Source organism: Brevundimonas sp. (assembly GCF_016463295.1).
Classification (GTDB): Bacteria; Pseudomonadota; Alphaproteobacteria; order Caulobacterales; family Caulobacteraceae; genus Brevundimonas.
Genome location: NZ_JAEMRO010000003.1, coordinates 46,807 through 70,295, shown reverse-complemented (window position 1 = coordinate 70,295; position 23,489 = coordinate 46,807). Strand labels below are relative to the sequence as shown.

The 23,489-nt window shown below is 67.4% G+C and carries 23 protein-coding genes; 8 read left to right on the top strand and 15 right to left on the bottom strand.

Annotated features, from left to right (window positions below; translation table 11 throughout):
* Positions 1 to 125 precede the first annotated feature (125 nt).
* A complete protein-coding gene (locus JHC81_RS02365) occupies positions 126 to 512 on the bottom strand; it encodes a hypothetical protein (RefSeq protein WP_292170124.1) in 387 nt (128 codons plus the stop codon).
* A gap of 87 nt (positions 513 to 599) precedes the next feature.
* Entirely contained in the window at positions 600 to 1,376 is a 777-nt protein-coding gene (locus JHC81_RS02360; protein ID WP_292170123.1) for an EcsC family protein, read from the bottom strand.
* Between the two features lie 170 nt (positions 1,377 to 1,546).
* Here JHC81_RS02360 and mdh point away from each other — a divergent pair, with 170 nt between their 5' ends.
* A complete protein-coding gene (gene mdh, locus JHC81_RS02355) occupies positions 1,547 to 2,509 on the top strand; it encodes a malate dehydrogenase (RefSeq protein WP_292170121.1) in 963 nt (320 codons plus the stop codon).
* Between the two features lie 62 nt (positions 2,510 to 2,571).
* On the opposite strand, the gene JHC81_RS02350 is transcribed toward mdh, so the two are convergent.
* Together JHC81_RS02350 and zapE are read right to left on the bottom strand one after the other, a co-directional pair.
* A complete protein-coding gene (locus JHC81_RS02350; RefSeq protein ID WP_292170120.1) occupies positions 2,572 to 3,084 on the bottom strand; it encodes a hypothetical protein in 513 nt (170 codons plus the stop codon).
* 66 nt (positions 3,085 to 3,150) lie between these two features.
* The gene (gene zapE / locus JHC81_RS02345; RefSeq protein WP_292170118.1) at positions 3,151 to 4,254 is read right to left on the bottom strand and encodes a cell division protein ZapE; all 1,104 of its coding nucleotides are present in this window, start codon (positions 4,252 to 4,254) and stop codon (positions 3,151 to 3,153) included.
* 218 nt (positions 4,255 to 4,472) lie between these two features.
* On the opposite strand from zapE, the gene JHC81_RS02340 reads away from it, so the two are divergent.
* Genes JHC81_RS02340 through JHC81_RS02330 form a run of 3 tightly spaced genes read left to right on the top strand, consistent with a single transcriptional unit; the run spans position 4,473 to position 8,053 of the window.
* A complete protein-coding gene (locus tag JHC81_RS02340; protein ID WP_292170116.1) occupies positions 4,473 to 5,519 on the top strand; it encodes an aspartate-semialdehyde dehydrogenase in 1,047 nt (348 codons plus the stop codon).
* 4 nt (positions 5,520 to 5,523) lie between these two features.
* Positions 5,524 to 6,486 carry an EamA family transporter RarD gene (gene rarD, locus JHC81_RS02335; protein ID WP_292170108.1) on the top strand — a complete coding sequence of 321 codons (963 nt, stop codon included), beginning with the start codon at positions 5,524 to 5,526 and terminating at the stop codon, positions 6,484 to 6,486.
* 52 nt (positions 6,487 to 6,538) lie between these two features.
* Positions 6,539 to 8,053 (top strand): MFS transporter, encoded by a 1,515-nt coding sequence (locus tag JHC81_RS02330; RefSeq protein WP_292170106.1) that lies wholly within the window; start codon positions 6,539 to 6,541, stop codon positions 8,051 to 8,053.
* Here the strand turns inward: JHC81_RS02330 and JHC81_RS02325 are convergent.
* The 3 genes from JHC81_RS02325 to JHC81_RS02315 are packed head-to-tail and all read right to left on the bottom strand — an operon-like array spanning position 8,038 to position 11,129.
* On the bottom strand, positions 8,038 to 9,171 hold the full coding sequence (locus JHC81_RS02325; protein WP_292170103.1) for a serine hydrolase domain-containing protein: 1,134 nt from the start codon (positions 9,169 to 9,171) through the stop codon (positions 8,038 to 8,040). The genes JHC81_RS02330 and JHC81_RS02325 overlap by 16 nt on opposite strands.
* Before the next feature lie 31 nt (positions 9,172 to 9,202).
* Positions 9,203 to 9,883, bottom strand: a complete 681-nt coding sequence (locus JHC81_RS02320; protein ID WP_292170101.1) for a hypothetical protein — start codon at positions 9,881 to 9,883, stop codon at positions 9,203 to 9,205.
* Between the two features lie 10 nt (positions 9,884 to 9,893).
* Positions 9,894 to 11,129: a TIGR03862 family flavoprotein gene (locus tag JHC81_RS02315; protein ID WP_292170099.1), complete on the bottom strand. Its 1,236-nt coding sequence runs from the start codon at positions 11,127 to 11,129 to the stop codon at positions 9,894 to 9,896.
* A 46-nt stretch (positions 11,130 to 11,175) separates the two neighbouring features.
* On the opposite strand from JHC81_RS02315, the gene greA reads away from it, so the two are divergent.
* Positions 11,176 to 11,652, top strand: a complete 477-nt coding sequence (greA, locus tag JHC81_RS02310) for a transcription elongation factor GreA (protein ID WP_292170097.1) — start codon at positions 11,176 to 11,178, stop codon at positions 11,650 to 11,652.
* A gap of 75 nt (positions 11,653 to 11,727) precedes the next feature.
* A complete protein-coding gene (locus JHC81_RS02305; RefSeq protein WP_292170095.1) occupies positions 11,728 to 11,880 on the top strand; it encodes a hypothetical protein in 153 nt (50 codons plus the stop codon).
* A gap of 3 nt (positions 11,881 to 11,883) precedes the next feature.
* Here JHC81_RS02305 and JHC81_RS02300 read toward each other — a convergent pair whose 3' ends face one another.
* The 4 genes from JHC81_RS02300 to groES form a co-directional block, all read right to left on the bottom strand.
* Entirely contained in the window at positions 11,884 to 13,074 is a 1,191-nt protein-coding gene (locus JHC81_RS02300; protein WP_292170093.1) for a DUF1501 domain-containing protein, read from the bottom strand.
* Entirely contained in the window at positions 13,071 to 14,627 is a 1,557-nt protein-coding gene (locus JHC81_RS02295; protein WP_292170091.1) for a DUF1800 domain-containing protein, read from the bottom strand. Before JHC81_RS02295 ends, JHC81_RS02300 begins: the two co-directional genes overlap by 4 nt.
* Before the next feature lie 121 nt (positions 14,628 to 14,748).
* Positions 14,749 to 16,398, bottom strand: a complete 1,650-nt coding sequence (groL, locus tag JHC81_RS02290) for a chaperonin GroEL (protein ID WP_292170089.1) — start codon at positions 16,396 to 16,398, stop codon at positions 14,749 to 14,751.
* Positions 16,399 to 16,511: 113 nt separating this feature from the next.
* A complete protein-coding gene (gene groES / locus JHC81_RS02285) occupies positions 16,512 to 16,799 on the bottom strand; it encodes a co-chaperone GroES (protein ID WP_292170086.1) in 288 nt (95 codons plus the stop codon).
* A gap of 294 nt (positions 16,800 to 17,093) precedes the next feature.
* Between groES and JHC81_RS02280 the strand changes: the two genes are divergently transcribed.
* Positions 17,094 to 17,528 carry a hypothetical protein gene (locus JHC81_RS02280; RefSeq protein ID WP_292170083.1) on the top strand — a complete coding sequence of 145 codons (435 nt, stop codon included), beginning with the start codon at positions 17,094 to 17,096 and terminating at the stop codon, positions 17,526 to 17,528.
* A 90-nt stretch (positions 17,529 to 17,618) separates the two neighbouring features.
* Here JHC81_RS02280 and pgi read toward each other — a convergent pair whose 3' ends face one another.
* On the bottom strand, positions 17,619 to 19,244 hold the full coding sequence (gene pgi / locus JHC81_RS02275) for a glucose-6-phosphate isomerase (RefSeq protein WP_292170076.1): 1,626 nt from the start codon (positions 19,242 to 19,244) through the stop codon (positions 17,619 to 17,621).
* Between the two features lie 93 nt (positions 19,245 to 19,337).
* Between pgi and JHC81_RS02270 the strand changes: the two genes are divergently transcribed.
* Positions 19,338 to 19,826, top strand: coding sequence for a hypothetical protein (locus JHC81_RS02270; RefSeq protein WP_366465441.1), 489 nt, complete (start codon positions 19,338 to 19,340; stop codon positions 19,824 to 19,826).
* A gap of 45 nt (positions 19,827 to 19,871) precedes the next feature.
* On the opposite strand, the gene JHC81_RS02265 is transcribed toward JHC81_RS02270, so the two are convergent.
* From JHC81_RS02265 to JHC81_RS02255, 3 genes are read right to left on the bottom strand one after another with little or no spacing between them, the layout of a single operon-like run.
* A complete protein-coding gene (locus JHC81_RS02265) occupies positions 19,872 to 20,636 on the bottom strand; it encodes a ribonuclease T (protein ID WP_292170073.1) in 765 nt (254 codons plus the stop codon).
* Positions 20,636 to 21,958, bottom strand: coding sequence for an FAD/NAD(P)-binding protein (locus JHC81_RS02260; protein WP_292170071.1), 1,323 nt, complete (start codon positions 21,956 to 21,958; stop codon positions 20,636 to 20,638). Before JHC81_RS02260 ends, JHC81_RS02265 begins: the two co-directional genes overlap by 1 nt.
* A gap of 28 nt (positions 21,959 to 21,986) precedes the next feature.
* Positions 21,987 to 23,486, bottom strand: coding sequence for a phosphomannomutase/phosphoglucomutase (locus JHC81_RS02255; protein WP_292170069.1), 1,500 nt, complete (start codon positions 23,484 to 23,486; stop codon positions 21,987 to 21,989).
* Positions 23,487 to 23,489: the final 3 nt, after the last annotated feature.

Sequence of the window (23,489 nt, the reverse complement as noted above, 5' to 3'; positions counted from 1 at the left end):
CGAGGGTCCGCCAGCGTTTCCGTCCATGATTCAGCTCCCGTGGATTATGATTGTGTACCCAGCCTATGCCCACAATGACGACAGGCAAAATCAATAAGTTTTGGGCTTGGAAACAACTGAAGTTATCAAGGTGCCGGGCAGGGATATCGACGGCGCATAATCTCGCGGATGCCGTCGGTAATGGTCATCCTGCGCCGCTGCGGTTCGGGGATGGCTTTCAGCCTGCGGAGCACATCTTCGGGGTCGAAGGAGAAACCGTCCATCGGAATGCAGGTCTGGCTCGGTCGGTTTGCCTGCTGGGCGCGATACTGCTCGGTCAGGACGGCCGAAATGCCGGCCTCACCTTCGCGCTTCAATCGGCGATAATCAGATCTCAGTAGGGCCGTGACATTGCGTGGAATGCGGTCGGCCGTCGCAATGAATTCGTTCAGCGGCATGGTTTGGGCCGATGCTGCCCCTGGCCACAACCCGACAGCCATGGCGGCCACGCTCAGAAACAGAATGCCCCTCATCGACCCTCCCCTGGTCACAGCTCTTGAAAAGTCGCCGCCGAGATCGTGGATCAATCCTAGGGAACTAATCCAGCCTCAGAACCTGATTCATGCCGCCTCCGCCATCCAGCGCATGCGGCAGGCCATGATGGCCGTCTCGCCCAGCCGCTCGACCAGCCGCCAGTTGACCACGGCCCCGATTGGCGCACCAACGACGGGGATCAACTGGGCCATCTTGGCCAGGTCGATGTGGTCGCGATACTCGATCTGGAAGGTGCGCCAGTCGTAGTCGGTGATCGCTTGGGGCTGGTCGATGTCCGCGATCCACCGCTCCAGATCGGCCAGGGCCTCGGGTCGCCGCCGGGCACTGGCGAAGGCCAGATGGAAGATGTGCAGGACGAACAGCCGTTCTCTCAGAGAGTCGCCACCCCAGCCATAGGCCGCCACGATGTCGGCCAGCATCCGCACCTTGATCGCCATCAGGGCCGGAAAGTCCGCCGCGGCCAGGACGAAACCACCCGCCCCCGCCACTCCGCCCTCGACACTGGCGGTGTTACGATAGACCTTGATCGCGGCGCGGGCCTTCATCTCCGACGCCGCCAGCGATCCGCGCGGCCCGGGTCTGGCCTGCAGGACGTCGGAGCCGAACAATATGCCCTTGGTCATCGCCTCGACCCCGGCGGTGATGACCTGATGCACGCGCTCGGGGATGATGCGGTTGATCCGATCCTGTGTGCCGCGCGTGGCCTTGTCCCACAGGCCGGGGCGTTTCAGGACGCGGGTCCGCCAGGCCGCGACCTCGGCCCGCACCGTGGTCTCGTCCACGACGGTGACCAGGCCGTCGGGGATGTCCTCGGCGGCGATCATGTCCTGTGCAGCGGTCATCAGGCCCTCCGATAACGCGGGGTTACGGTTGCAGGCGAATGCGGCTGGGTCTAGACCGCCCCACGTTTCCTCCCCAATCAGCCACCCGGCCTCAAGTAGCGCGAAGCGCAATAGGCCCCAACAAACGGCCTCAAGTAGCGCGAAGCGCGATAGGCCAACGGAGAATGTTTATGGCTCGTGCGAAGATCGCCCTCATCGGCGCCGGAATGATCGGCGGAACCCTGGCTCACGTGGCCGCGCGCGAGGCGCTGGGTGACGTCATCCTGTTCGACATCGCCGAGGGCACGCCCCAGGGCAAGGCGCTGGATATCGCAGAGGCCACCGCCGTGATCGGTACCGACGTCGCCTTGAAGGGTGCCAACGATTATGCCGACATCGCCGGTGCCGACGTCTGCATCGTCACCGCCGGCGTACCGCGCAAGCCGGGCATGAGCCGCGACGACCTGATCGGCATCAACCTGAAGGTCATGAAGGCCGTGGGCGAAGGCATCAAGCAGCATGCCCCGAACGCCTTCGTCATCTGCATCACCAACCCGCTGGACGCCATGGTCTGGGCCCTGCAGAAATTTTCGGGCCTGCCCAAGGAGAAGGTCATCGGCATGGCCGGTGTGCTGGACAGCGCCCGCTTCGCCTATTTCCTGGCCGAGAAGACCGGCGTCTCGATCCAGGACATCCACGCCTGGACCCTGGGCGGTCACGGCGACGACATGGTGCCGATGGTGCGCCACTCGACTGTCGGTGGCCTGCCCCTGCCGGACGCGGTCGCGGCCGGCCTGTTGAGCCAGGGCGACCTGGACGCCATCGTCGATCGCACCCGCAAGGGCGGCGGCGAGATCGTCGCGCTTCTGAAGACCGGCTCGGCCTTCTATGCCCCGGCCGAAAGCGCCATCGCCATGGCCCGCTCCTACCTGCTGGACCAGAAACGCGTCCTGCCCTGCGCCGTCTGGCTGTCGGGTGAGTACGGCCTGTCCGACCTCTATGTCGGCGTGCCCGCCCTGATCGGTGCCGGCGGCGTCGAAAAAGTCATCGAATTCAGCACCAACGACGACGAAAAGGCGATGTTCAAGAAGTCGGTCGAGTCGGTCCAGGGTCTGATCCAGGCCTGCAAGGACATTGACAGCTCGCTCGCCTAGGCAGGCGAGCGATACCGCTCAAAGAAGAAGGCCGCAGAGCGATCTGCGGCCTTTTATCTTGCTTACTGGGCTGGCGGTTGGCCGGTCAGCATCTGGGCGAAGCCGCGTAGCTGCTGGAGCCAGATCACGGTCGGTTCCTGAAGCTGGGCGGTGCCGGTCTGGGTCAACAGGACGTCGTACTGCAGCACGATGCTGGGCTCGCCGCCGGTCGCGGGTGCCGGGGAGAAGGCGGCTTTCAGATAACGGCTTTGCAGGTTCCACTGATTGGCTTGCTCGATGGTCAGCGGACCCGTGAAGACCGCGCTGAACTGCAGGTCGTCGCACAGGGTCGTGCAGGCATAGAAGGTCAGGTTCCACGGCAGGGGCTCGTCGGCCACGCGCAGGATCTGGGCCCCGGTCACGGCTTCCGGCTCCCCCACCGATCCGCCCAGGCCGGTCAGCCATGTCCGGGCGTCCGCAACCGTGACGCCGACGGCGGGGGCTGGCGCGGCGGCGGGCCCAGGCGTTTGGGCCAGCGCCACGGTCGGCAAGGCGGCGCTCAGGGCGAGGGCGGCGAACAAGGCGGGCAGGCGCATGGGCGGATCTCTCGTGATATCAGGCGACAACGGTGCACCGCAGGGTCCAGCAGAATTAAGGCCAGCCTAGGCCGAACGCTCGCGCGTCATCCAGTCGGCGGCCTGCATTTCGTTCAGGCGCGAGGCGGTGCGCTCGAACTCGAAGGCCCCGACACCCTCGGGATACAGGCTCTCGGGCGCGGCCGCCGCCAACGTCACCAGCCGCGTACCGGCTTCATAGAGCGCGTCGATCAGGGTCACGAGACGCCGCGCCTCCTGCTGATTGGCGGGGCTGAGCAGCGGCACATCCTCAAGGAACAGGGTATGGAAGCGCTCGGCTATGGCCAGATAGTCCTGCGGGCCCAGCGGCCTGCCGCAAAGGTCCGCGAAGGTGGCGCGGGCCATGCTGCCGGCGGTACGCTCAACGACCACATCGCGTCCCAGCACCGTCAGGTGCGCGGGCTCCTCCGGCTCGCCGCCGCGCAGGTCGGACCACAGGTCCTCGAACCCCTGTCGCGCCGCCTCGTCCACCGGCGAGAACCAGACCTTGCCGCCGGTCAAACGATGCAGGCGCCAGTCGCGGTCTCCGTTCAGGGAGACGACCTCGCACCGCGCCTCGATCTGTTCGATGAAGGGCACGAACAGCTGGCGGTTGATGCCGTTCAGATACAGCTGGTCCGGCGCGCGGTTGGAGGTGACGGCCAGCACCACCTTCTTCTCGAAGAGGGCCTCAAACAGCCGCCCCAGGATCATGGCGTCGGCGATGTCGGTGACCTGAAGCTCGTCGAAACACAGCAGCCGCGCCTCCGAGGCGATCAGGGCCGCGATTGGCGCGATAGGGTCGTCGCCCTTATGCGTGCCGAAGACAGCCTTGCGGGCCTTGGCATCCCCCTCGCGCCACTGGCGGACCAGGTCGTGGATACGGGCCATGAAGGCGTGGAAATGGGCGCGAAGCTTCTTCGGCTCGGGCGTCGAGGTGACGAACAGGTCCATCAGCATGGACTTGCCCCGCCCCGGTGGGCCCCAGATGTAAAGGCCCCGCACCTCGGGCAGTCCGCCGAAGAGGCCGCGCCTGGCCAGATCCTCCTCCAGCCGCTCCATCGCCGCGATCAGCGGAGCCTGGGCCGGATCGGGCGCGATGACCCCTTCCTCGATGCGGATGTCATAGGCGGAACGAATGCGGGACGTCATGGCACTCGCTTAGCGGCGCGCGGCGGGAGGGGGAAGCCGGTGGGGACATAAGGCCGGCAAATGCTTTCCAATCGCGAACTTGGCCGTTCGATATCTGAAAACCGTTGCTTCGCGCCTGCGAAGGCCTACATGCAGTGACCTCCTACCACCGCACATTCCGCGCTCAAGCAGCGAGCCACCGCGTGGCGAGCGTTAGCGCGTCCGAAGGACTGACTAAAATGAGCTATAAAGTCGCCATCGTGGGCGCTACCGGCAACGTCGGGCGCGAGATGCTGAACATCCTTGAAGAGCTGGAGTTTCCGGTCTCCGAAATGCACGCCGTCGCCTCGCGCAAGTCCAAGGGCGTCGAGGTGTCGTGGGGCGACAAGACGATCAAATGCGAAGACATCGACAGCTTCGATTTCTCGCAGGTCGATCTGGTCCTGATGAGCGCCGGTGGCGACGCCTCGCGCGCCTGGTCCGAGAAGATCGGCAAGGCCGGGCCGATGGTGATCGACAACTCGTCAGCCTTCCGCATGGACCCCGACGTGCCGCTGATCGTGCCTGAGGTGAACCCTGACGACATCAAGCTGGCGTCCAGGAAGAACATCATCGCCAACCCCAACTGCTCGACGGCGCAGCTGGTCGTGGCGCTCAAGCCCCTGCATGACGCGGCCAGGATCAAGCGCGCGGTGGTCTCGACCTATCAATCGGTGTCGGGCGCGGGCAAGGCGGGCATGGATGAGCTGTGGAACCAGACCAAGGCCATCTACGGTCTGGGCGACGCGCGGCCCAAGCTGTTCCCCAAACAGATCGCCTTCAACGTCATCCCCTTCATCGGCAGCTTCCGTGACGACGGCTTCACCGACGAAGAGGCCAAGATGTGGGACGAGACCCACAAGATGCTGGATCCCGACATCAAGCTGACCGTCACCTGCGTGCGCGTGCCGGTCTTCGTCGGCCACTCCGAGGCGGTGGCGCTGGAGTTCGACAAGCCGATCACCCCTGACGAGGCCCGCGCCATCCTGCGTGACGCGCCCGGCATCCAGGTGGTCGATAAGCAGGAGCACGACGGCTACATCACCCCCGTCGATGCCGCCGGCGAGCACTCGGTCTATGTCAGCCGCATCCGAAAGGACCCCTCGGTCGAGAACGGCCTGATGCTGTGGATCGTGGGCGACAACCTGCGCAAGGGGGCGGCCTTGAATGCCGTCCAGATCGCCCAGCTGCTGGACGAGACCGGCATGATCAAGCCGTCCTCGGGCTATCGCACCATCACGGTCTGAGGCCGTGACCACCGCCCCGGCCGGGGAGGATCGCAAGGCCCTGATCGCGGGCGTCGCCTGCTATGCCATCTGGGGCTTCATCCCCCTGGTGTTCCAGGCGATGGACCGTGCCGGGGCCGATGCGTTCGAGATCATGGCCCACCGCACCGCCTGGGCCGTGCTGTGGGCCGGGGCGCTGGTGCTGGTGGTGCGTCAGGGCGGGCAGGTGATGCAGGCCCTGCGCTCGCCGCGCGTCATGGGCTGGATCGCCCTGTCGACGACGCTGATCGCGGTGAACTGGACCACCTATGTCATCGCCGTGAACAACGGCCGGACGCTGGATGCCAGCCTCGGCTACTACCTCAACCCCTTGCTCAACATGGCGGCGGGGGCCTGGCTGTTCCGCGAGAAGATTTCACGCACCGGCCTGGTCGCCATCGCCCTGGCCGGGTGCGGCGTCGTGCTTCAGGCCGTGGCCCTGGGGCATCTGCCCTGGGTATCGCTGCTGCTGGCCACGACCTTCTGTGCCTATGGCGTAATCCGCAAGCGCGTGGCGGTCGATGCCCAGAGCGGCCTGTTCCTGGAATGCCTGCTGCTGGCCGGGCCCGGCCTGGCCTGGGTGCTGTGGATTGCGTCCCAGGGTCAGGGCCATTTCGGCCAGTCCACGGCGGCGACCCTGTGGCTCCTGGCGGCAGGGCCGATCACCGTGGTGCCCATGGTGCTGTTCGCCTGGGCCGCGCGGCGCATGCCCTTGTCGACCATGGGCTTCCTGCAGTTCCTGGCCCCGACCATCGTCTTCGTCATCGGGGTGAGCCAAGGTGAACCCTTCGGCCTGCTGCGGGCCATATCGTTCGGCTTCATCTGGGCCGGAGCCGTCGTCTTCGCCATCGCGGCCGTCCGGTCGCGGCGCAGGTCCGTCGTCGTCGCCCCCGAGCCTGGCCTGCTGGACGATCCCGCCGAGGACCGGAGCCGCGAGGCCGGACGCTAGACCACCGACGGGAAGGCGGCGTAACGTTCGGCTCTCGATTGGGGGACAAGCGATGGACGGCCCGCACCGAAGCCCCTGTAACGAAGGCCAGGTCCAGGCGGCCCCGCCGCCGACGCAGGCCCTGTCTGCCTCTCGCAAGCGCTGGATACTGGTCGCCACCGTCCTGGGCTCCAGCCTGACCTTCATTGACGGCTCGGCTCTGGGCGTGGCCCTGCCCGCCATCCAGCGCGATCTGGGTGCAGGCCCCGCCGCCGTGCAATGGGTGTCCAACGCCTATCTGCTGACACTGGGTGCCCTGGTCCTGACCGGCGGTGCGGCCGGGGACCGGTTCGGGCGGCGCAAAATATTCCTGATCGGCGTCGTCGTCTTCGCCCTGGCGTCGCTGGCCTGCGGCCTGGCCCCGACGGTCGAGCTGCTGATCGGAGGGCGGGCGCTGCAGGGCATCGGCGCAGCCCTTCTGACGCCCGGAGCACTCGCCGTCATCGGCGCGACCTTTCCGCCAGAAGAGCGGGGCAAGGCCTTCGGTACCTGGGCCGGAGCCGGGGCGCTGTTCGGCATGGTCGGCCCGTTGATCGGCGGCTGGCTGGCGGATCAGGCCGATTGGCGCTTCATCTTCTGGATCAACCTGCCGCTGGCCGCCCTGACCATTGCCGTCACCCTGAAGGCCGTGCCCGAAAGCCGGGACGACGACGCGCGGGGGCTGGATTGGATCGGAGCCTTGCTGGCCGTCGCAGGTCTGGCCGCCCTGACCTGGGCCCTGACCGCCGCGCCCGACCTGGGCTGGACCAGCCCTGCCATTATCGCCGGCATGGCGGGCGGTGTCGTGATGCTGGTGGGCTTTCTGATTTCGCAAGCGCGGCAGAGCCATCCGATGATGCCGCTGACCCTGTTCCGGTCGGCGGTGTTCAGCGGCGTGAACCTGCTGACGCTGCTGCTCTATTTCGCCCTGGGCGGAGCCATGTTCTTCCTGCCGTTCGACCTGATCCGGGTGCAGGGGTTCAGCGCGACCATGGCCGGGGCGGCCATGCTGCCGTTCGCGGTGGTCATGGGACTGTTCTCGGGCGTCGCCGGGCGGCTGGCCGACCTGTTCGGGGCGCGGCTGTCGCTCAGCCTCGGGCCGATCCTGTCGGGCATAGGTCTGGCCCTGCTGGCCTGGCCGGGACCGGGCGCGGGCTATGTCGATGGGCCGCTGGCGGGGATGACGATGCTGGCCATCGGCATGACCCTGGCCGTCGGTCCCCTGACCGCCACCGTCATGGGGGCGGTCCAGCCAAGCCATACCGGCGTGGCCTCGGGCGTGAACAATGCCGTGGCCCGGGTCGCGGGCCTGCTGGCTGTGGCCTTGCTGGGGGTGATTCTGTCCGCCGTCTTCGTCTCGCAGGCCGACAGCTCCGACGCCCGCGCCCTGCTGGGCCAGGTCATGGCCGGGGGCGATCTGGACAGCGCCGCCACCGACGCCTTCCATACGGCGTTTCGTGTCGTGATCCTGACCTGCGCGGCCTGCGCCGTGCTGGCCGGGGTCATCGGGGCCCTGACCGCGCCAGGAAAATTTCAGACGGCCGAATAAAGCGCCTCGATCAGCCGCGTCGCCCGCGGGTCGCCTAGCAGGTGCGGCGACTGGCGGGTCATGACATAGGCCGCCGATACTCGCGCGTCCGGATCGGCGAGGGCGCAACTGCCACCCCAGCCGCAATGGCCCAGCGTCTCAGGATTGGGGCCGAAGATGTTCAGCCGTTCGTTGCGCATCACCCCGGCGGCCCAGCTGACGTCGAACGGCACGACCCGGTCCAGTCCCGCGATCCGCTCGCGGCGCATCTGGTTCAGAGTGTCGGGTGACAGAACCGTCCGCTCGCCCAGCACACCCGTCGTCAGCACGCTCATGAACCGCGCCAGATCGGCGGCGGTGGCGTGCATGTTGGCTGACGGAATCTCCATGGTCCGCCATTCGGTCGAGCCGCGCCCGCCGGGGGCCGAGCCATTGTCCAGAAAGGCGGCGCGCTTGACCGCATCGATGACACCCAGGTCGGGAGCCGAGGCGGGCTTGCGCATCTGGGCCACCCGCCCGTGCTCGGCCTCGGGCAGGCCGATCCACAGGTCCAGTCCGGGAAAATCCTGACGCAGGGCGGTGCCCATGGTTCGCCCATCCACGATGCTGAACAGCTCGCCCGCCAGATAGCCGATGGTGATGGGGTGATAGCCGCTGGCCGTCCCCGGCGGCCACATGGGGGCCTGGGCGCACAGCTGATCCAGCACCGCCTGCCGGTCGAACCAGATCGTCGGATCGACCGTCTCCGAAAAGCCGGGCAGGCCCGACTGATGGCTCATCATCTGGCCGACCGTGATGGCATCCTTGCCGTTCTGGCCGAAGGCGGGCCAGTAGCGAGAGACCGGCGCGTCATAGTCCAGCAGGCCGCGCTCCACACAGGTCGCGATCAGGGTCGCCATCCCCGCCTTGCCGGTCGAGAAGACGGGCGTCAGCGTCCGCTCGCCGAACGGCACCGTCCGCGCCGCATCGGCCCAGCCGGCCATCAGATCTACGACCAGTTCGCCATCGATGCAGACGCTGAACCGCGCCCCCTGTTCGTTCAACCCCTCGGGCGCATCGGTGAAGTTGGCGGCGAAGGCGTCCTTCACGGCGTCGAAGCGCGGCGGGCACAGGCCCTGGATTTCAGGCAGGTCGGTCATGGGGAGGTTCTAGCCACGGCGAGACGGGACGTCACCCGGCTGTGCGATCGTCGGTGCCCAGAACGACACCGCCGCCCATGCCGCCACCCATTGCTCCGCCCATGCCTCCGCCACCGCCACCCTGGCCGCCTCCGCCTCCGCCCTGACCCCCGCCGCCTCGGCCCCCGCCGGAGCCGGATGGGCGTGACGGGCCTTGGGCCGGGATCGTCAGCCCGGCGGGAATGGGATTGAGGTCCAGGGCATGGCGGATGAAGTCTCTCAGCGACACCACCAGCTCATGCATCTGCGCAGGTCGGCCCTCCACCAGATCGAGCGCCGCCCTCTGAGCCAGCCGCACGTGTTCTTCCGTCCCCAGCAGGATGATGTCGGACAGGGCCGCCTCTACCGCGTCGCGGATGCGCCGGGCCCGATCGGAGCCACTGGCCGAAGCGTCGACGGCTGCGCCTTCGTTCGTTTCGGCCTGCGCCCGCCTCAGGTCGCGCATGTGGCGCGGATCGACGGCCAGGTCGCCCGTGAACGACCCGCCCAGCACCTTATAGGCGGCGATCAGGGTCTTCAGCCGCTCGTTGATCTGGCGGTTCATGCGCTGCTGGCGCTGCTGGAAGGTCATCATCATGACCAGGCGGATGCCCACCCCGATCAGGGCGAACAGGGCCAGGCCGACCAGACTGGCCACCACGCTTTCCCACGAACTCAGATCGATGCCGCGCATGCCGTTGTCCTTAATCCGCCAGCCGTTGACCGGCCAACCAGGCCAGCACCCCGTCCGCCGCCACGACGCCCGAGGCCATCGTCGCCTGCAACAGATAGCCTCCGGTCGGGGCCTCCCAGTCCAGCATTTCGCCGGCCACGAAGACGCCGGGCAGGACCTTCAGCATCAGGCCCTCATCGATCTGATCCAGACGGACGCCGCCCGCCGAGGATATGGCCCGCTCCAGTCCCTGCACTCCGGTCAGGGTGAGGCGCACCGCCTTGATCCGCTTGGCCAGCTTTTCGGTGCCCAGCGGCAGGTCGCCGGGGATTTCGCGCAGCAGACCGACCGCGACGGGCGACAGGCCCCCCGCCTTCCTCAGCCAGTTGGTCACGCTGTCCTTGCCGCGCGGTTTCGCCAGCCGCTGGGCCAGGGCCTCCTCGCTCAGGTCGGGACGCAGGTCGATCACGACGGCGGCGGTGCCGTCCCGCTCTATGGCCTCGCGCAGGCGCGCCGACAGGGCATAGACTGCTCCGCCTTCCAGCCCATAGCGCGTGATCATCGCCTCGCCGCGCACGGTGTCGCCACCATGCGTCAGGGCAATGGGCTTCAGCGGCTGACCGGCAAAGCGCTCCGCAAAGATCTCGGTCCAGGCCACGTCGAAGCCGACGTTGGAGGGCCGGAAGGGCGCGACCTCGACGCCGTCGGCGGTCAAGCCCTCGCGCCAGGCCCCGTCGGACCCCAGCCTTGGCCAGCTCGCTCCGCCCAGCGCCAGCACCACCGCGTCGGGTCGCTCGATCCGCTCCCCGTCGGGCGTGGCAAAGACGAATCCGCCCTCCGTGCGACCGACCCAGCGCGAGCGCGTTCGCACTTCGACCCCCAACTCCGCCAGTCGTCCAAGCCATGCTCTCAGCAGGGGCGAGGCCTTCATCGCGCGCGGAAAGACCCGCCCTGACGACCCCGTGAAGACCGGCTGGCCCAGCCCCTCGGCCCAGCCGATCAGATGTGTCGGCGAGAACCGCTCCAGCCACGAGGCCGCCGTTGCTGACGCCTCGCGGTACCGCGCCGTAAAGGCCTCGATCCCTTCGGAATGGGTCAGGTTCAGCCCGCCGCGTCCGGCCATCAGCAGCTTGCGCCCCACCGACGGCATGGCGTCGTGCAGCACGACCGCAACCCCGGCCCGCGCCAGCCGCTCGGCCGCCATCAACCCTGCAGGTCCGGCCCCGATGACGTGGACGGTCGAAGAGGGCGTGGCGGGGTCGGTCATGGCGTCTTCCTAGCGGCAAGCGTCATCAACGCCTATCTTCTGTCGCATGAGCGTTGCCTTCACCCGCGAGGAGGATCTGGAGGCCACGGCCGCCGATCTTCCCGACCGCCCGATCTCGCCCCATCCCAATCTGGTTACGCCTGAGGGCCTTGCCGCGATCGACGACGCCCTGATGTCCGCGCGTGCCGCCTATTCCGCGGCCCAGGCGCACGGGGATATCGAGGTCGACCGCACGGCCATGGCCCGCGCCACGCGCGACCTGCGCTACTGGTCCGCCCGCCGCGCCTCGGCTCAGTTGGTCGAAACCCAGCCAGACGACCGCGTCCGCTTCGGCGGTTCGGTCACCATCGAACGTGACGACGGCCGTACCCAGACCTGGCGCATCACCGGCGAAGACGAGGCCGATCCTGCCACCGGCTCCGTCAGCCACGTCTCGCCCTTGTCAGTTGCCCTGATGGGCAAACAGGTCGGCGACGAGGCCGTGATCGCGGGTCAGACGGTCGAGATCATCGCTGTCGATTGATCTTCCGCGCACGGCAGAGGTTGTCCCCGACGCCCGCTTGCCCCACTTTGTCTGAAAATAGAGAGACCACCATCCATGGCCCGTAAGCCCAACTACAGTTTCGAGCGTCAGGAACGCGAGCGCGCCGACGCCAAGAAGGCCGCCGAAAAAGCCGCCGCCAAAGCCGAGAAGAAAGCCGCCGCCGCCGCCCGCAAGGAAGCCGGCCTGCCCCCGCTTGAAGAGGACTGAGGCCTAGACCAGCCCGGTCAGGGCCGGAGCCTCGGCCGCGCTGTCGGGGAAGATGCGAGCGTCCAGCGCAGCCCGGTCCACGCCAAGATGGTCGCGAAGCACGCCCTTGAACACTGATCGTACGTCCAGCGTCGGGGCCAGGTCGCGGTCCTCGAACAGACGATTGTCGGCCAGGGTCGGCCAGTCGCCGATGGGCCCGCCCGGCTTCAGCGCCCCGCCGGCCAGCAGCAGGGACGAGGCCGTGCCGTGATCCGTGCCCTGGGTCCCGTTGGCGCGGGCCGTGCGTCCGAACTCGGTGGCGACCACCAGCACGGTCTGGCTCCATTGCGGCCCTAGGCCCGTGCGGATGCCGCCGATCAGGGCGTCCAGTCCGTCCAGCCGGGTCTGCATCTGCGCATTCTGACGGGCGTGGGTGTCCCAGCCATCGACCGACAGGGCCACGACATCGGCCCCCTGATCGCCGGTCATCAGCCGCGCCACCGCCTGGCCCAGACCGGCGACATCGGCGCGGCGCAGAGGCGTGCCGTCGCTCATGGCCGAGGCCAGCGCCTCGGTCTCCAGCCCGCGCGCCAAGCTCGTGCCCAACGTGGGATCGTCGACGTAGAGGTCCTGAAGCAACGAGGCGATGCGGTCCTCGCCCTTGACCTGACCGCCGGGGGCCCAGCTGGAGGTCTCGGCCCGACCGCGCAGGATCAGCGGCGTCTGGGCCCCGATCGACAGGCCTTTCAGCGCGCCTTGCCCGCCCGCTGAAACCAACGCCCGGTTCAGCCAGCCGTCGCTTTGCGCCCGGATGCCCTCGCCGCCGTTCTCCAGCACGTCCTGGGCGTCGAAATGCGAGCGGATGCGGACCGGAATAGCGACGGCAGGGGCGAACCGCATCTGACCCTCGCCATACATCTGATGCAGGGTCGTCAGGGCCGGGTGCAGGCCGAAGCTCTCTGACAGGGCCAGCGCCCCGTTTGTCTCGCCGGGCGCAGCGATGGCCAGTGTCCCGCGCAGGGCGCGATAGTTGGCATCGCCATAGGGCACCGTCACCGACAGCCCGTCCATGGCCCCGCGTGCGATGACGACCACCAGCTTGGGCCGGGTCGAGGCGGATTGTGCCGCCACACGCCCGGCATAGGCCAGGCCGACACCGGCGGCCCCGAGGCCGCCCAGCAGCAGGCGGCGGTTCATCTGGATCATCTGGGTCATCGACGTTGGAACTCCGGCGACATCAGGAACAGGGTCAGGGCCTCGGGGCGGCTTTCGGCGCGGGCGATGGCCAAGCGGCTCCGCTCACCCAGGCGCGGCCCCAGCGCGGCGGTGGCCACGGCGTCCGCATCGGTTTCGGCGGCCCGGTCGCCGACCGTCTTGGCCCAGTTCAATCGCTTGACCAAGGCATCGGGACCCGCCCAGTCCGCCGCCGTGTCGGGCCAGCCCTCAGGTGAGGGAGCGGAAAAGGCCGGTTGCCCCATCTGGATCAGCGCCTGCTGCAAGGGCTGCGGGCGCTGCGGCCGGGTGCCGAGCGCGCGGTGGGTGGAGACGATGAACTCATAGGGCGTCTTGATCTTGGAGCCTTGCGGCTCCCACGCCTCGGGGGCCTCGATCAGGGCGCGCGCCACTTGGGCCAGGTCGCCGCGCGACGAAGTCCAGGCCGCCTCCAGCTTCTGGACCAAGGAGGGCGGTGGCTCGTCGGCCACGAAATGCCGGGCCAGATTGTAGCTCAGACGCCGGGCCGTCTGGGGCGCATTCGCCAGATCGCGCAGGATGGCCCGGCCCTGTTCGGCTCCGCCGTCCGCATAGGTCTTGCCCAGCACCGTCCGTGTGCCCGGCTCGTGAATTATGGTGCGGAAGACGAAGCCGTTCTCGCTCTCAGGTTCCGCCAGGGCGGCGGCCCGTCGTCCTCGACGACCCTGGCCCTGGCCCTGACCAACCCCTCCGCGATTGGTCGGGATCGACCAGCCGGTGAGGGCCCGCGCCAGTTCCGTCACATCGGCCTGGGTATAGCCGCCGTCTGTGCCCAGGGTGTGCAGTTCAAGAATTTCCCGCGCCAGGTTCTCGTTCAGCCCGGCATTGCGCCTCTGGCCTGCGACGCTGCCGGGACCGACCGACTGGGCCTGATCCAGATAGGTCAGCATGGCTGGGTGGCTCTCGGCCGCCAAGACCAAGTCCTCGAACCGTCCGAACACATGCGGCCGGATCGCCTCGCGCTCATAGGGGCCGATGAAGATGCCGGACTGAAACTTGGTCGCCGAGACCGTGAAGGCATTGGCCCAGAACAGGGCCCAGCGTTCCGCAAAGCCATCCGGCGTCGTTGCGGCCAGATCGGCGCGGGCCACGAACTCCCTCGCCGTCTCCTGGGCCAGATCGCGCCGGCTCTCGCGCCGCGCATCAAAGGCGGCCTGGGCCTCGTCCGACATGGGCGCGGTCTGAGCCGGAGTCTGCCCCTGCTGCCCCATGGCCGACATCGCCGCGCCCTCGGCCATGGGCTCAGCCATAGCCCCAGGCGGGGCATTCGAGGCCGCGCCTTCCTGACGGCGTATCTGCCGCCGTTGCTGCCCCGTCTGCTGATAGGCCAGCCAGTCCTGCACCCGCTCATCAGTGGTCGGCAGGTCGCCCTGAGGCGAGGGCGCGCCCTCAGGCCGGATCTGCGCCGTCAGCCAACCTCGGGCGTCGTCGCCGACCACCTCGATCTCGCCGGCTCGCGCACCCAGCCCGAACCGGGTCAAGGCAATGGCTGCGTTCAGGCTGGCACTCTGTGACATCCGCCGTCTCCTTGCCGCCCCGAAGTTCAAACGGGCGCGACGGCTGAATCCGTCGGACAGCAGAAAGGGCGGGCCCTCGCGGACCCGCCCTTCTGTTCGTTCAGCGTGAGCTGAGCGTGGACTAGAAGTCCATGCCGCCCATGCCGCCGCCCATGCCGCCGCCCATGTCGGGGGCACCGCCGGACGCCTTCTTGGGCGCGTCGGCGACGGCGGCTTCGGTCGTGATCAGGATGCCGGCCACGGAGGCGGCGTCCTGCAGGGCGGTGCGGACCACCTTGGCGGGGTCGATCACGCCCATGGCGACCAGGTCGCCGTACTCTTCCGTCTGGGCGTTGAAGCCGTAGGTGAGCGAGGCGTTTTCCAGCACCTTGCCGACCACGATCGAGCCTTCGACGCCGGCGTTTTCCACGATCTGGCGGATCGGGGCCTGGATGGCGCGACGGATGATGGCGATGCCGGCGGTCTGGTCGGCGTTGTCGCCTTTCAGGCCTTCCAGCGCCTTGGTCGCCTTCAGCAGGGCGATGCCGCCGCCGGGGACGATGCCTTCTTCAACCGCGGCACGCGTGGCGTTCAGGGCGTCGTCGACGCGGTCCTTCTTTTCCTTCACCTCGACCTCGGTCGAGCCGCCGACGCGGATGACCGCGACGCCGCCGGCCAGCTTGGCCAGACGTTCCTGCAGCTTTTCCTTGTCGTAGTCCGAGGTGGTGTCCTCGATCTGCTTCTTGATCTGGCCGATGCGGGCCTCGATCTCGTCCTTGCCGCCGACGCCGTCCACGATGGTGGTGTCGTCCTTGGTGATGGTGACCTTCTTGGCCTTGCCCAGCATGTCGATGGTGACGTTCTCGAGCTTGATGCCCAGGTCTTCCGAGATGACCTGGCCGCCGGTCAGGACGGCGATGTCCTCCAGCATGGCCTTGCGGCGGTCGCCGAAGCCCGGCGCCTTGACGGCGGCGACGCGCAGGCCGCCGCGCAGCTTGTTGACGACGAGCGTGGCCAGGGCCTCGCCCTCGATGTCCTCGGCGATGATCAGCAGCGGACGGCCCGACTGGACCACGGCTTCCAGGATCGGCAGCATGGCCTGCAGCGACGACAGCTTCTTCTCGAACAGCAGGATGAGGGGATCCTCGAGCTGGACCTCCATCTTGTCGGCGTTGGTGATGAAGTAGGGCGACAGGTAGCCGCGGTCGAACTGCATGCCTTCGACGACGTCGAGTTCGGTCTCGGCGGTCTTGGCTTCTTCAACCGTGATCACGCCTTCGTTGCCGACCTTTTCCATGGCCTTGGCGATCATCTCGCCGACTTCCTTGTCGCCATTGGCCGAGATGGTGCCGACCTGGGCGATTTCGGAGTTGTTGGAGACCTTCTTGGCCGAGGCCTTGATGTCGGCCAGGACGGCGGTGACCGCCTTGTCGATGCCGCGCTTCAGGTCCATCGGGTTCATGCCGGCGGCGACGGACTTGAGGCCTTCCTGCACGATGGACTGGGCCAGGACGGTCGCGGTGGTGGTGCCGTCACCCGCCTTGTCGTTCGTCTTCGAAGCGACTTCGCGGATCATCTGGGCGCCCATGTTCTCGAAGGCGTCTTCCAGCTCGATTTCCTTGGCGACCGAGACGCCGTCCTTGGTCGAGCGCGGGGCGCCGAAGGACTTCTGGATCACGACGTTGCGGCCCTTGGGACCCAGCGTCACCTTGACCGCATTGGCCAGAACGTTGACGCCGCGCAGCATTTTTTCGCGCGCGTCAGTGGAGAATTGAACTTGTTTGGCAGCCATGAGGCAGCTCCTTTGAATAGGTTCGAGGGATGAGGGTCGAGGGACGAGGGCGTTCCGGGAGAGCGGGCATTTCACTCCTCATTCCTCGAACCTCGTCCCTGAAAGTCCGAGCCTTAGCTCAGCACTCCGAGCACGTCCGACTCTTTCATGATGATCAGGTCTTCGCCTTCCAGCTTGACCTCGGTGCCCGACCATTTGCCGAACAGGATGCGGTCGCCGGCCTTCAGCTCCAGGGCGTTGACGGTGCCGCGTTCGTCACGAACGCCGGGCCCGACAGCGACGACTTCGCCTTCCTGGGGCTTTTCCTTGGCGGTGTCGGGGATGATGATCCCGCCCTTGGTCTTGGATTCTTCTTCCACGCGCTTGACCAGCACGCGATCGCCGAGAGGACGAAACGCCATCTGTGTGTTCTCCGATGAAGTCTTCTAAGGTTTCTTCGCCAGTTCCCCCGGATCGGCCGTTTTGGCAGCCGCTACCCGAGAGTGCTAACGCGCCGGGGAAGTAGGTGGGGTGCCTGCTGACGTCAAGCGCCGCCGGGCATTCTTGCCTGCATTGATCCGAAGACCCCGGCTCTACGTCGTATTTTGCGATGAACGCGCAATGAACGACCGTCTCGCGAGGCGTTCAGGCTCGTCCCTCTAGGGTGATCTCATGTTCGGCATGGTGCCGCACGAAACAGTCCGGAAGGAATGATCATGAACCCGTTTTCCAAGATCGCTCTCGCTTCGCCGGCCGTCATCGGTGCGGCGGCCCTCACCCTGATGTCGGCCAGCCCGGCCGACGCCCAAAGCTATCGCGACCGCGACAACAACACGGGCCGCGACGCCGTGGTCGGCGCTGTCGTCGGCGGTCTGGCCGGAGCCCTGATCGGTCAAGGCGACGGCAGCTATATCGCCGGTGGCGCTCTGGCCGGTGCCGCCTTGGGTGCCGTCTCGTCCAACAACAGCTCGGACTGCAGCTACTACCGTGGTGGGCGCTGCTATCGGAACCAGGGTCACTGGGAACGCGAGCACGGCATCGACCGCAATGCACCCCGCTGGGAACAGCGCCGCGACTACCGCGAATATCGCCGCGATCGTCGTGAGGAGCGCCGCTATAACCGCGACTATCGCTACGACCGTCGCTGGTAACAGCCTCCTGTCGGTCGCGTGAGTAGGACCGGCCGTCGAAGGCGAGGATGGGGCGGGGATCTTCGGGTCCCCGCCCTTTCTGCATCCGGATCAGACCATAAGACGCTTCATCAATTCCGCCGTCGAGGCGTCCAGTCCCTCTGACGGTTCGCCGTTCTGCACGTCCGTCAGCACCGCCCTGGCCAGTTGCTTGCCCAGTTCGACTCCCCACTGGTCGAAGCTGTTGATGTCCCAGATCACACCCTCGACGAAGGTCTTGTGCTCATACAGCGCCAGCAGGGCCCCCACCGCCTCGGGGCTCAGGGAGTCCATCAGGATGGTGGTCGACGGCCGGTCGCCGGGGAAGGTCTTGTGCGGGGCCAGGCGATCCGCCTCGGCCTCGTCCGCGCCCGCCGCGATCAGCTCGGCACGTGCCTGGGCCTCGGTCTTGCCGATCATCAAGGCCTGGGCTTGGGCCAGGGCATTGGACCACAGGGGCGCATCGCCTTCGCGGGCGTCCACGGCGGCCTCGGACGTATGGCCAACCACGACGAATTCTGCCGGGACGACCATTGGTCCCTGATGGATCTGCTGGAAAAAGGCGTGCTGGCCGTTGGTCCCCGGCTCGCCGAAGACGACGGGGCCGGTGGCGGTATCAACGGGAGTGCCGTCGCGCTTCACTCGCTTGCCGTTCGATTCCATCTCCAACTGCTGCAGGAAGGCGGGCAGGCGACGTAGGCCGTGGGCATAGGGGGCAACGGTACGGGCGTGTCTCCCGCGGCCCTCGACATTGTAGATCTGGGCCAAGGCCAGCACGATCGGCGCATTCACCTCTGGCGAGGCCTCCAGGAAATGCTGGTCCATGGCCCGCGCGCCGTCCAGCACACGCTGGAACACGTCCCAGCCCAGGGCCACGGCGACCGACAGGCTGACCGACGACCACAGTGAATAACGCCCGCCGACCCAGTCGCGGAACCCGAAGGTGCGACTGCAGCCCCAGGCCTCGGCCTTCTCCGGCGCAGCGGTGACGCCCACCAGATGTTTGACCATGCGGCGCGGCGACAGGCTTTCGGCCAGCCAGGCCTTGGCCAGTTCGGCATTAGCCAACGTCTCCTGGGTCGTGAAGGTCTTGGACACCACCACGATCAGGGTCGTCTCCGGGTCCAGCCCGGCCAGGGCCTCGGCCATGTCGCGCGGATCGATATTGGCCACGAAGCGCAGCTGGATCGTCGGCTCCAGGGGTTTGAGCGCCTCCCATAGCAGACGCGGCCCAAGATCCGATCCGCCGATGCCGATGTGGACGATGGCGTTGAACGGCTGGCGCGTGCCGCCGACCTCGGCCCCCGAGCCGATGGCCTGGGCATAGGTGGCGATCTGGTTGCGGGTCTCGGTCACTTCCTGCGAGACCGGCTCGCCCAGGGCATGAAAGTCGGCATCGTCGGCGGCGCGCAGTGCGGGGTGCAGCACCGCCCGCCCTTCCGTGACATTGACAGCCTCGCCCGCGAACAGGGCATCGCGTCGCCCTTCGATGTCGCAGGTCCGCGCCAGGTCCAGTGCCGCCTCGAAGCCCTCCAGGCTCCACGACTGCTTGGAGACGTCGAGATACAGCCCCGCCGCCTCGATCCCCATGCGCTGTACCCGGCCGGGATCGGTGGCGAAGTGGTGCACGATGCGGGTGCCCTCGTCCTTGCGCGCGACGGCGCGAAGCATGTCTAGGGCCTGGGTGCGAGGGGTCACGGGCAACACTCTGTTACGGGGCGGGTAAACCCTCGTTTACGGGTGAGGCGTAGAGGGGTTCAACCGCCGATTTGTGATTCGGCCCGGATAGAGATGAGGTTCGCCATGTCCTGTGGTGTCGCCCTGGCCGTTTCCCTTCTGCTCAGCGATCCGAAGGTGGCCCTGGCCGCGGCCCAGCCGCCCGCCGTGGCTTCGGCTCCGGTGTCGGTCGCGGGCGAGCCTCTGTTCGTCGATATCGTCACCCGCTCGACCACGCTCAAGACGATGGTCGAGGGCTGGGGCACCTCGGGCCTGATCGATCAGGACGGCTTTGTGAACGGCGCTGCCTTCGCCGACTTCAAGGTCCAGGCCAATGCCCTGGCCGAGATGGACATGCAGGGCCATCTGGTCCTCAAGGAGCGCGGCACCGACGGCGACCTGAAATGCATCCTGCGTGGCATTTCCGAGGACATGCCGAAAAAGGTGTCTGCCGTAGAGACCGCCACCACGACCGCCGAGCGCCGCGTCGCGCTGGACGAACTGGTTTATCTGCTCAACGACAACGTCGAAGTCATCACCGCCCCGCCTCAACCGGAAGTGTGATCCACAGCGACCTGGGCTTCCGGCAGGCCAGGGCGAAGTGAATGATCAACGCTCACCGACCGGTTCGACCGTCAGCACAACATCGTCCGGCGTCCCCAGCCCGCCAACCGGGCACCGCGCTGCCTTAAGCTCCAGATCATGGCAGATGCGAACCTCGCGCAGGCGGTTGCCGGAAGCCACGGCGATATAGAGAGCATCGCGGGGCAGACCGGGGTTGGTCGCCACGAAGGCGTCCCGAAGTTGGCCTGCGGTGGGTCCGCGCGCGCCGGGGGCAAGGGTCGTCGGATCGGGCCGGTTCAGCCCGTCATAAAGGCGCGCGGCATCTGCGAAATAGGCTTCCGGCGTATCCCAGCCACAGGTGCCGTGCGCCGCCCATTCATGCTGAACCAGACTGGCCGAGGGCGTGCGGCACAGATTGGCGCGGATGGTGGCCTCTGGCACCTGCGTTGCCGGGCGGCAGTAGCGGGGATAGGGCCGCCCGTCCGCATTGGGCCACAGGCCGTGCAGGGTCCAGCCGAAGCGGTTGGTGCTGCCGCAGGCCAGATCGCCCGCACCATCACCTCTGGTCTTGCAGGTCTGGGGCATCCAGGTGACGGCCAGCATGTGGAACAGGATGGTCCGGTCGGCCACGACCTCGTCCGGACGTACCTCTTCCATCTCGGGCAGGGCGATGCGCTCGGGCAGGACGCAGGTCTCGGGTCCCGCCGCCGCGGTGACGCGGGCGTCTGGCACGGGGTGCAGTCGCGCCTCGCACGACGCCAGGGCCAGGCTGGCGGACGCCAGCAGGCTGATCGGTCCAGTCCGTCTCATCACGCCGGCTCCGTGGTCATCGCGCCCAACGTCGCCGCCAAATCCTCGATCCGCTTGCGGATGTCGGGCACGGCGATGGTTTCCCAGAAGGCGGCTCGAGCCGGCGGGCCCAGGACCAGAAGCCGGTCATCCGGCACGCCGTCCGCATCCAGCACGCGCCCCTCCGCATCCAGATCCAGCCCCAGCCGCAACGCATCCAGCCGTGCCCTGCCTGTCGCGATCAGCGGCCCGGTCAGGACATCCGTCGCGGGATCATGCCCCGGCCCGGTGCAGTCGATCAGCCATTGGCCGGTAATCGGCGACTGCTCTGGTCCGCGCCGGGGCCGCCAGTCCAGGGTCACGCGATCCGCATCCTGATCGATCCGCCGGACGCGCCCTGCCACGATCGTCAGCCGGCCTTCGGCCTCCAGCGCCTCCAGCGAGACGGCGATACTGTCGGCGATGCGGTGTCGATGCACATCCCACCAGGGGCGCAGGTGGCGCACGAACCGCGCCTTCAACTCGCTGTCCGCCGCCGCCCACAGATCGGCTGTGACCGGCCTCAGACCCTCCATCACCGAGCGCCAGCCGCTCTCGTCCGCCATACGCCGCGCCTCGGCCAGACGGCGCGAGGCGGGGGCGAGTTTGAGCATGCCGGTGGGGGGCACCGGGATGTCGGGCAGAGCCTCATGCGCGCGCGGCTTCAACCCTCGCCGGGACAGGGCCGTCGCCTTGCCCCTCCAGCCCCGCGCCACGAGCCACTGAACCATGTCGACCATGGTCAGCCCGGTGCCGACGATGATCACGTCGTCTTCGTCCTTGACCCGGTCCAGCGCTCCGGTGGCCCAAGGATTGCCGATGACACGGCCCTCGACCTCACCCAGCGCAGCCGTCTTCGGGGCCGGGTTTCCGGTAGCCAGCACGACAGCGTCAGCCTCGATCAAACGACCGTCGGCCAGTCGCACGGCGGTGTCCTCGACTGCTACGGCCTCGCCGACGATGCGATTGATCAGGCCCGGATGCGCCACTTCGATGCCCGCCAGCCGATCCTGCACATACAGGCCGTACAGCCGCCGGGGTGCGAAGCTTTCGGGCGCGGCGCGGTCGGGATGATGGGCCTTCAGCCAGTCCACGAAATCGTCGGGCCGCCCCTCGACCGCACTCATCCGGTTGGAGCGGACGTTCAGCAGGTGCCCGTCGAACGGCGTCGAATAGGCGACACCCAGGCCGAAATCGCCACCCCGGTCGATGACGGTTGACGCCATACCGACCTCAGCCAGCCTCGCCGCAAGCATGGCTCCAGAAAAGCCGCCGCCGACGATGGCGATGTGTCTGCCTGTCATGGCTCCCCCGAACCCGAGCCTGTCTGGCTCAGATTTCCTGATTGTACGCGCCGATCTCGGAGTATTTGGCCAGTCGCGGCTTCACCTCGTCGTGGAACAGGGCGCGCATGTCGTCGGCCGAGCGCATGCTCTCGACCACCACCACCAGCTCCGGCTTGTTGGACGACGCGCGGACTAGGACCCACGACCCGTCTTCCAGATGCACGCGCACGCCGTTCACAGTGATGGCTTCCACGATCTTGCGACCCAGGATTTGGCCGCCTGAATCGGCCAGCGCCTGATATTCGGCCACGATCCGCTCCAGCACCTCATACTTCAGCTCGTCGTCGCAGTGCGGCGACATGGTCAGGCTGGTCCAGGCGTCTGGCAGGGCGGCCTTCAGTTCCGACAGCTTTTTCCCGGGATTGCGGTCCAGCATGGCCAGCACCGCACCTGCCGCGACGATGCCGTCGTCATAGCCGTGGCCCAGCGGCGCATTGAAGAAGAAATGCCCCGACTTCTCGAACCCGGCCAGGGCCCCCAGTTCGGCGGTCTTGCGCTTGATATAGCTGTGACCGGTCTTCCAGTAGACAGTCTCGGCACCGTTGGCCTTCAGCACCTCGTCGGTCTTGTACAGACCCGTCGATTTCACATCGACGACGAAGGTGGCGTTGGGGTGAAGGACCGACAGGTCGCGGCCCAGCATCAGGCCGATCTTGTCGGCATAGATTTCCTCGCCCGTGTCATCGACCACGCCGCAGCGGTCGCCGTCGCCGTCGAAGCCCAGGGCCAGGTCAGCACCCGTCTCGCGCACCTTCGCCGCCATCTGCATCAGCATGGCGTGGTCTTCGGGGTTCGGATTGTATTTGGGGAAGGTGTAGTCCAGCTCGGTGTCCATCTCGATCACCTCGGCCCCCATCCGGCGCAGGGCCTCGGGCGCGAAGGCCCCGGCCGTGCCGTTGCCACAGGCGGCGACGACCTTGATCGGGCGCGTCAGTTTCACCTTGGAGACGATGTCGGCGATATAGGCCTCGCGGAACCCTTCGACGCGGGTAAGCGATCCACCCGTGCGACCCACGCCCTCGCCGTTCAGCACGATGTCCTTCAGCCGCCCGATCTCGTCAGGGCCGAAGGTCAGCGGCGGCTGGGCCCCCATCTTGACGCCCGTCCAGCCATTCTCGTTGTGGCTGGCGGTGACCATGGCCACGCAGGGCGCCTCCAGCTCGAACTGGGCGAAATAGGCCGTAGGCGACAGGGCTAGGCCGATATCCAGCACCTCCATTCCGCCTTCCAGAAGGCCGAGGATCAGCGCCTGTTTCACCGACAGCGAATAGGAGCGGAAGTCGTGGCCCACCACGATGCGCGGCGTCTGACCGATCTCATGCACATAGGTGGCCAGGCCCAGGCCCAGCGCCTGGATGCCCAGAAGATTGATCTCCTTTTCCAGGATCCAGCGGGCGTCGTATTCACGAAACCCCGTCGGCTTGACCAGGGGCGTCGTCTCATAGTCGGCCGTATTGGGTTTCAGATCCTGGCGGGGCTTGATCATCGT

Bases quoted from the DNA above. Each gene is read 5' to 3' on its own strand.
- JHC81_RS02365 (WP_292170124.1), bottom strand. From the start codon at position 512: ATGAGGGGCATTCTGTTTCTGAGCGTGGCCGCCATGGCTGTCGGGTTG.
- JHC81_RS02360 (WP_292170123.1), bottom strand. From the start codon at position 1,376: ATGACCGCTGCACAGGACATGATCGCCGCCGAGGACATCCCCGACGGC.
- mdh (WP_292170121.1), top strand. From the start codon at position 1,547: ATGGCTCGTGCGAAGATCGCCCTCATCGGCGCCGGAATGATCGGCGGA.
- JHC81_RS02350 (WP_292170120.1), bottom strand. From the start codon at position 3,084: ATGCGCCTGCCCGCCTTGTTCGCCGCCCTCGCCCTGAGCGCCGCCTTG.
- zapE (WP_292170118.1), bottom strand. From the start codon at position 4,254: ATGACGTCCCGCATTCGTTCCGCCTATGACATCCGCATCGAGGAAGGG.
- JHC81_RS02340 (WP_292170116.1), top strand. From the start codon at position 4,473: ATGAGCTATAAAGTCGCCATCGTGGGCGCTACCGGCAACGTCGGGCGC.
- JHC81_RS02330 (WP_292170106.1), top strand. From the start codon at position 6,539: ATGGACGGCCCGCACCGAAGCCCCTGTAACGAAGGCCAGGTCCAGGCG.
- JHC81_RS02325 (WP_292170103.1), bottom strand. From the start codon at position 9,171: ATGACCGACCTGCCTGAAATCCAGGGCCTGTGCCCGCCGCGCTTCGAC.
- JHC81_RS02320 (WP_292170101.1), bottom strand. From the start codon at position 9,883: ATGCGCGGCATCGATCTGAGTTCGTGGGAAAGCGTGGTGGCCAGTCTG.
- JHC81_RS02315 (WP_292170099.1), bottom strand. From the start codon at position 11,129: ATGACCGACCCCGCCACGCCCTCTTCGACCGTCCACGTCATCGGGGCC.
- greA (WP_292170097.1), top strand. From the start codon at position 11,176: ATGAGCGTTGCCTTCACCCGCGAGGAGGATCTGGAGGCCACGGCCGCC.
- JHC81_RS02305 (WP_292170095.1), top strand. From the start codon at position 11,728: ATGGCCCGTAAGCCCAACTACAGTTTCGAGCGTCAGGAACGCGAGCGC.
- JHC81_RS02300 (WP_292170093.1), bottom strand. From the start codon at position 13,074: ATGACCCAGATGATCCAGATGAACCGCCGCCTGCTGCTGGGCGGCCTC.
- JHC81_RS02295 (WP_292170091.1), bottom strand. From the start codon at position 14,627: ATGTCACAGAGTGCCAGCCTGAACGCAGCCATTGCCTTGACCCGGTTC.
- groL (WP_292170089.1), bottom strand. From the start codon at position 16,398: ATGGCTGCCAAACAAGTTCAATTCTCCACTGACGCGCGCGAAAAAATG.
- groES (WP_292170086.1), bottom strand. From the start codon at position 16,799: ATGGCGTTTCGTCCTCTCGGCGATCGCGTGCTGGTCAAGCGCGTGGAA.
- JHC81_RS02280 (WP_292170083.1), top strand. From the start codon at position 17,094: ATGAACCCGTTTTCCAAGATCGCTCTCGCTTCGCCGGCCGTCATCGGT.
- JHC81_RS02270 (WP_366465441.1), top strand. From the start codon at position 19,338: ATGAGGTTCGCCATGTCCTGTGGTGTCGCCCTGGCCGTTTCCCTTCTG.
- JHC81_RS02265 (WP_292170073.1), bottom strand. From the start codon at position 20,636: ATGAGACGGACTGGACCGATCAGCCTGCTGGCGTCCGCCAGCCTGGCC.
- JHC81_RS02260 (WP_292170071.1), bottom strand. From the start codon at position 21,958: ATGACAGGCAGACACATCGCCATCGTCGGCGGCGGCTTTTCTGGAGCC.
- JHC81_RS02255 (WP_292170069.1), bottom strand. From the start codon at position 23,486: ATGATCAAGCCCCGCCAGGATCTGAAACCCAATACGGCCGACTATGAG.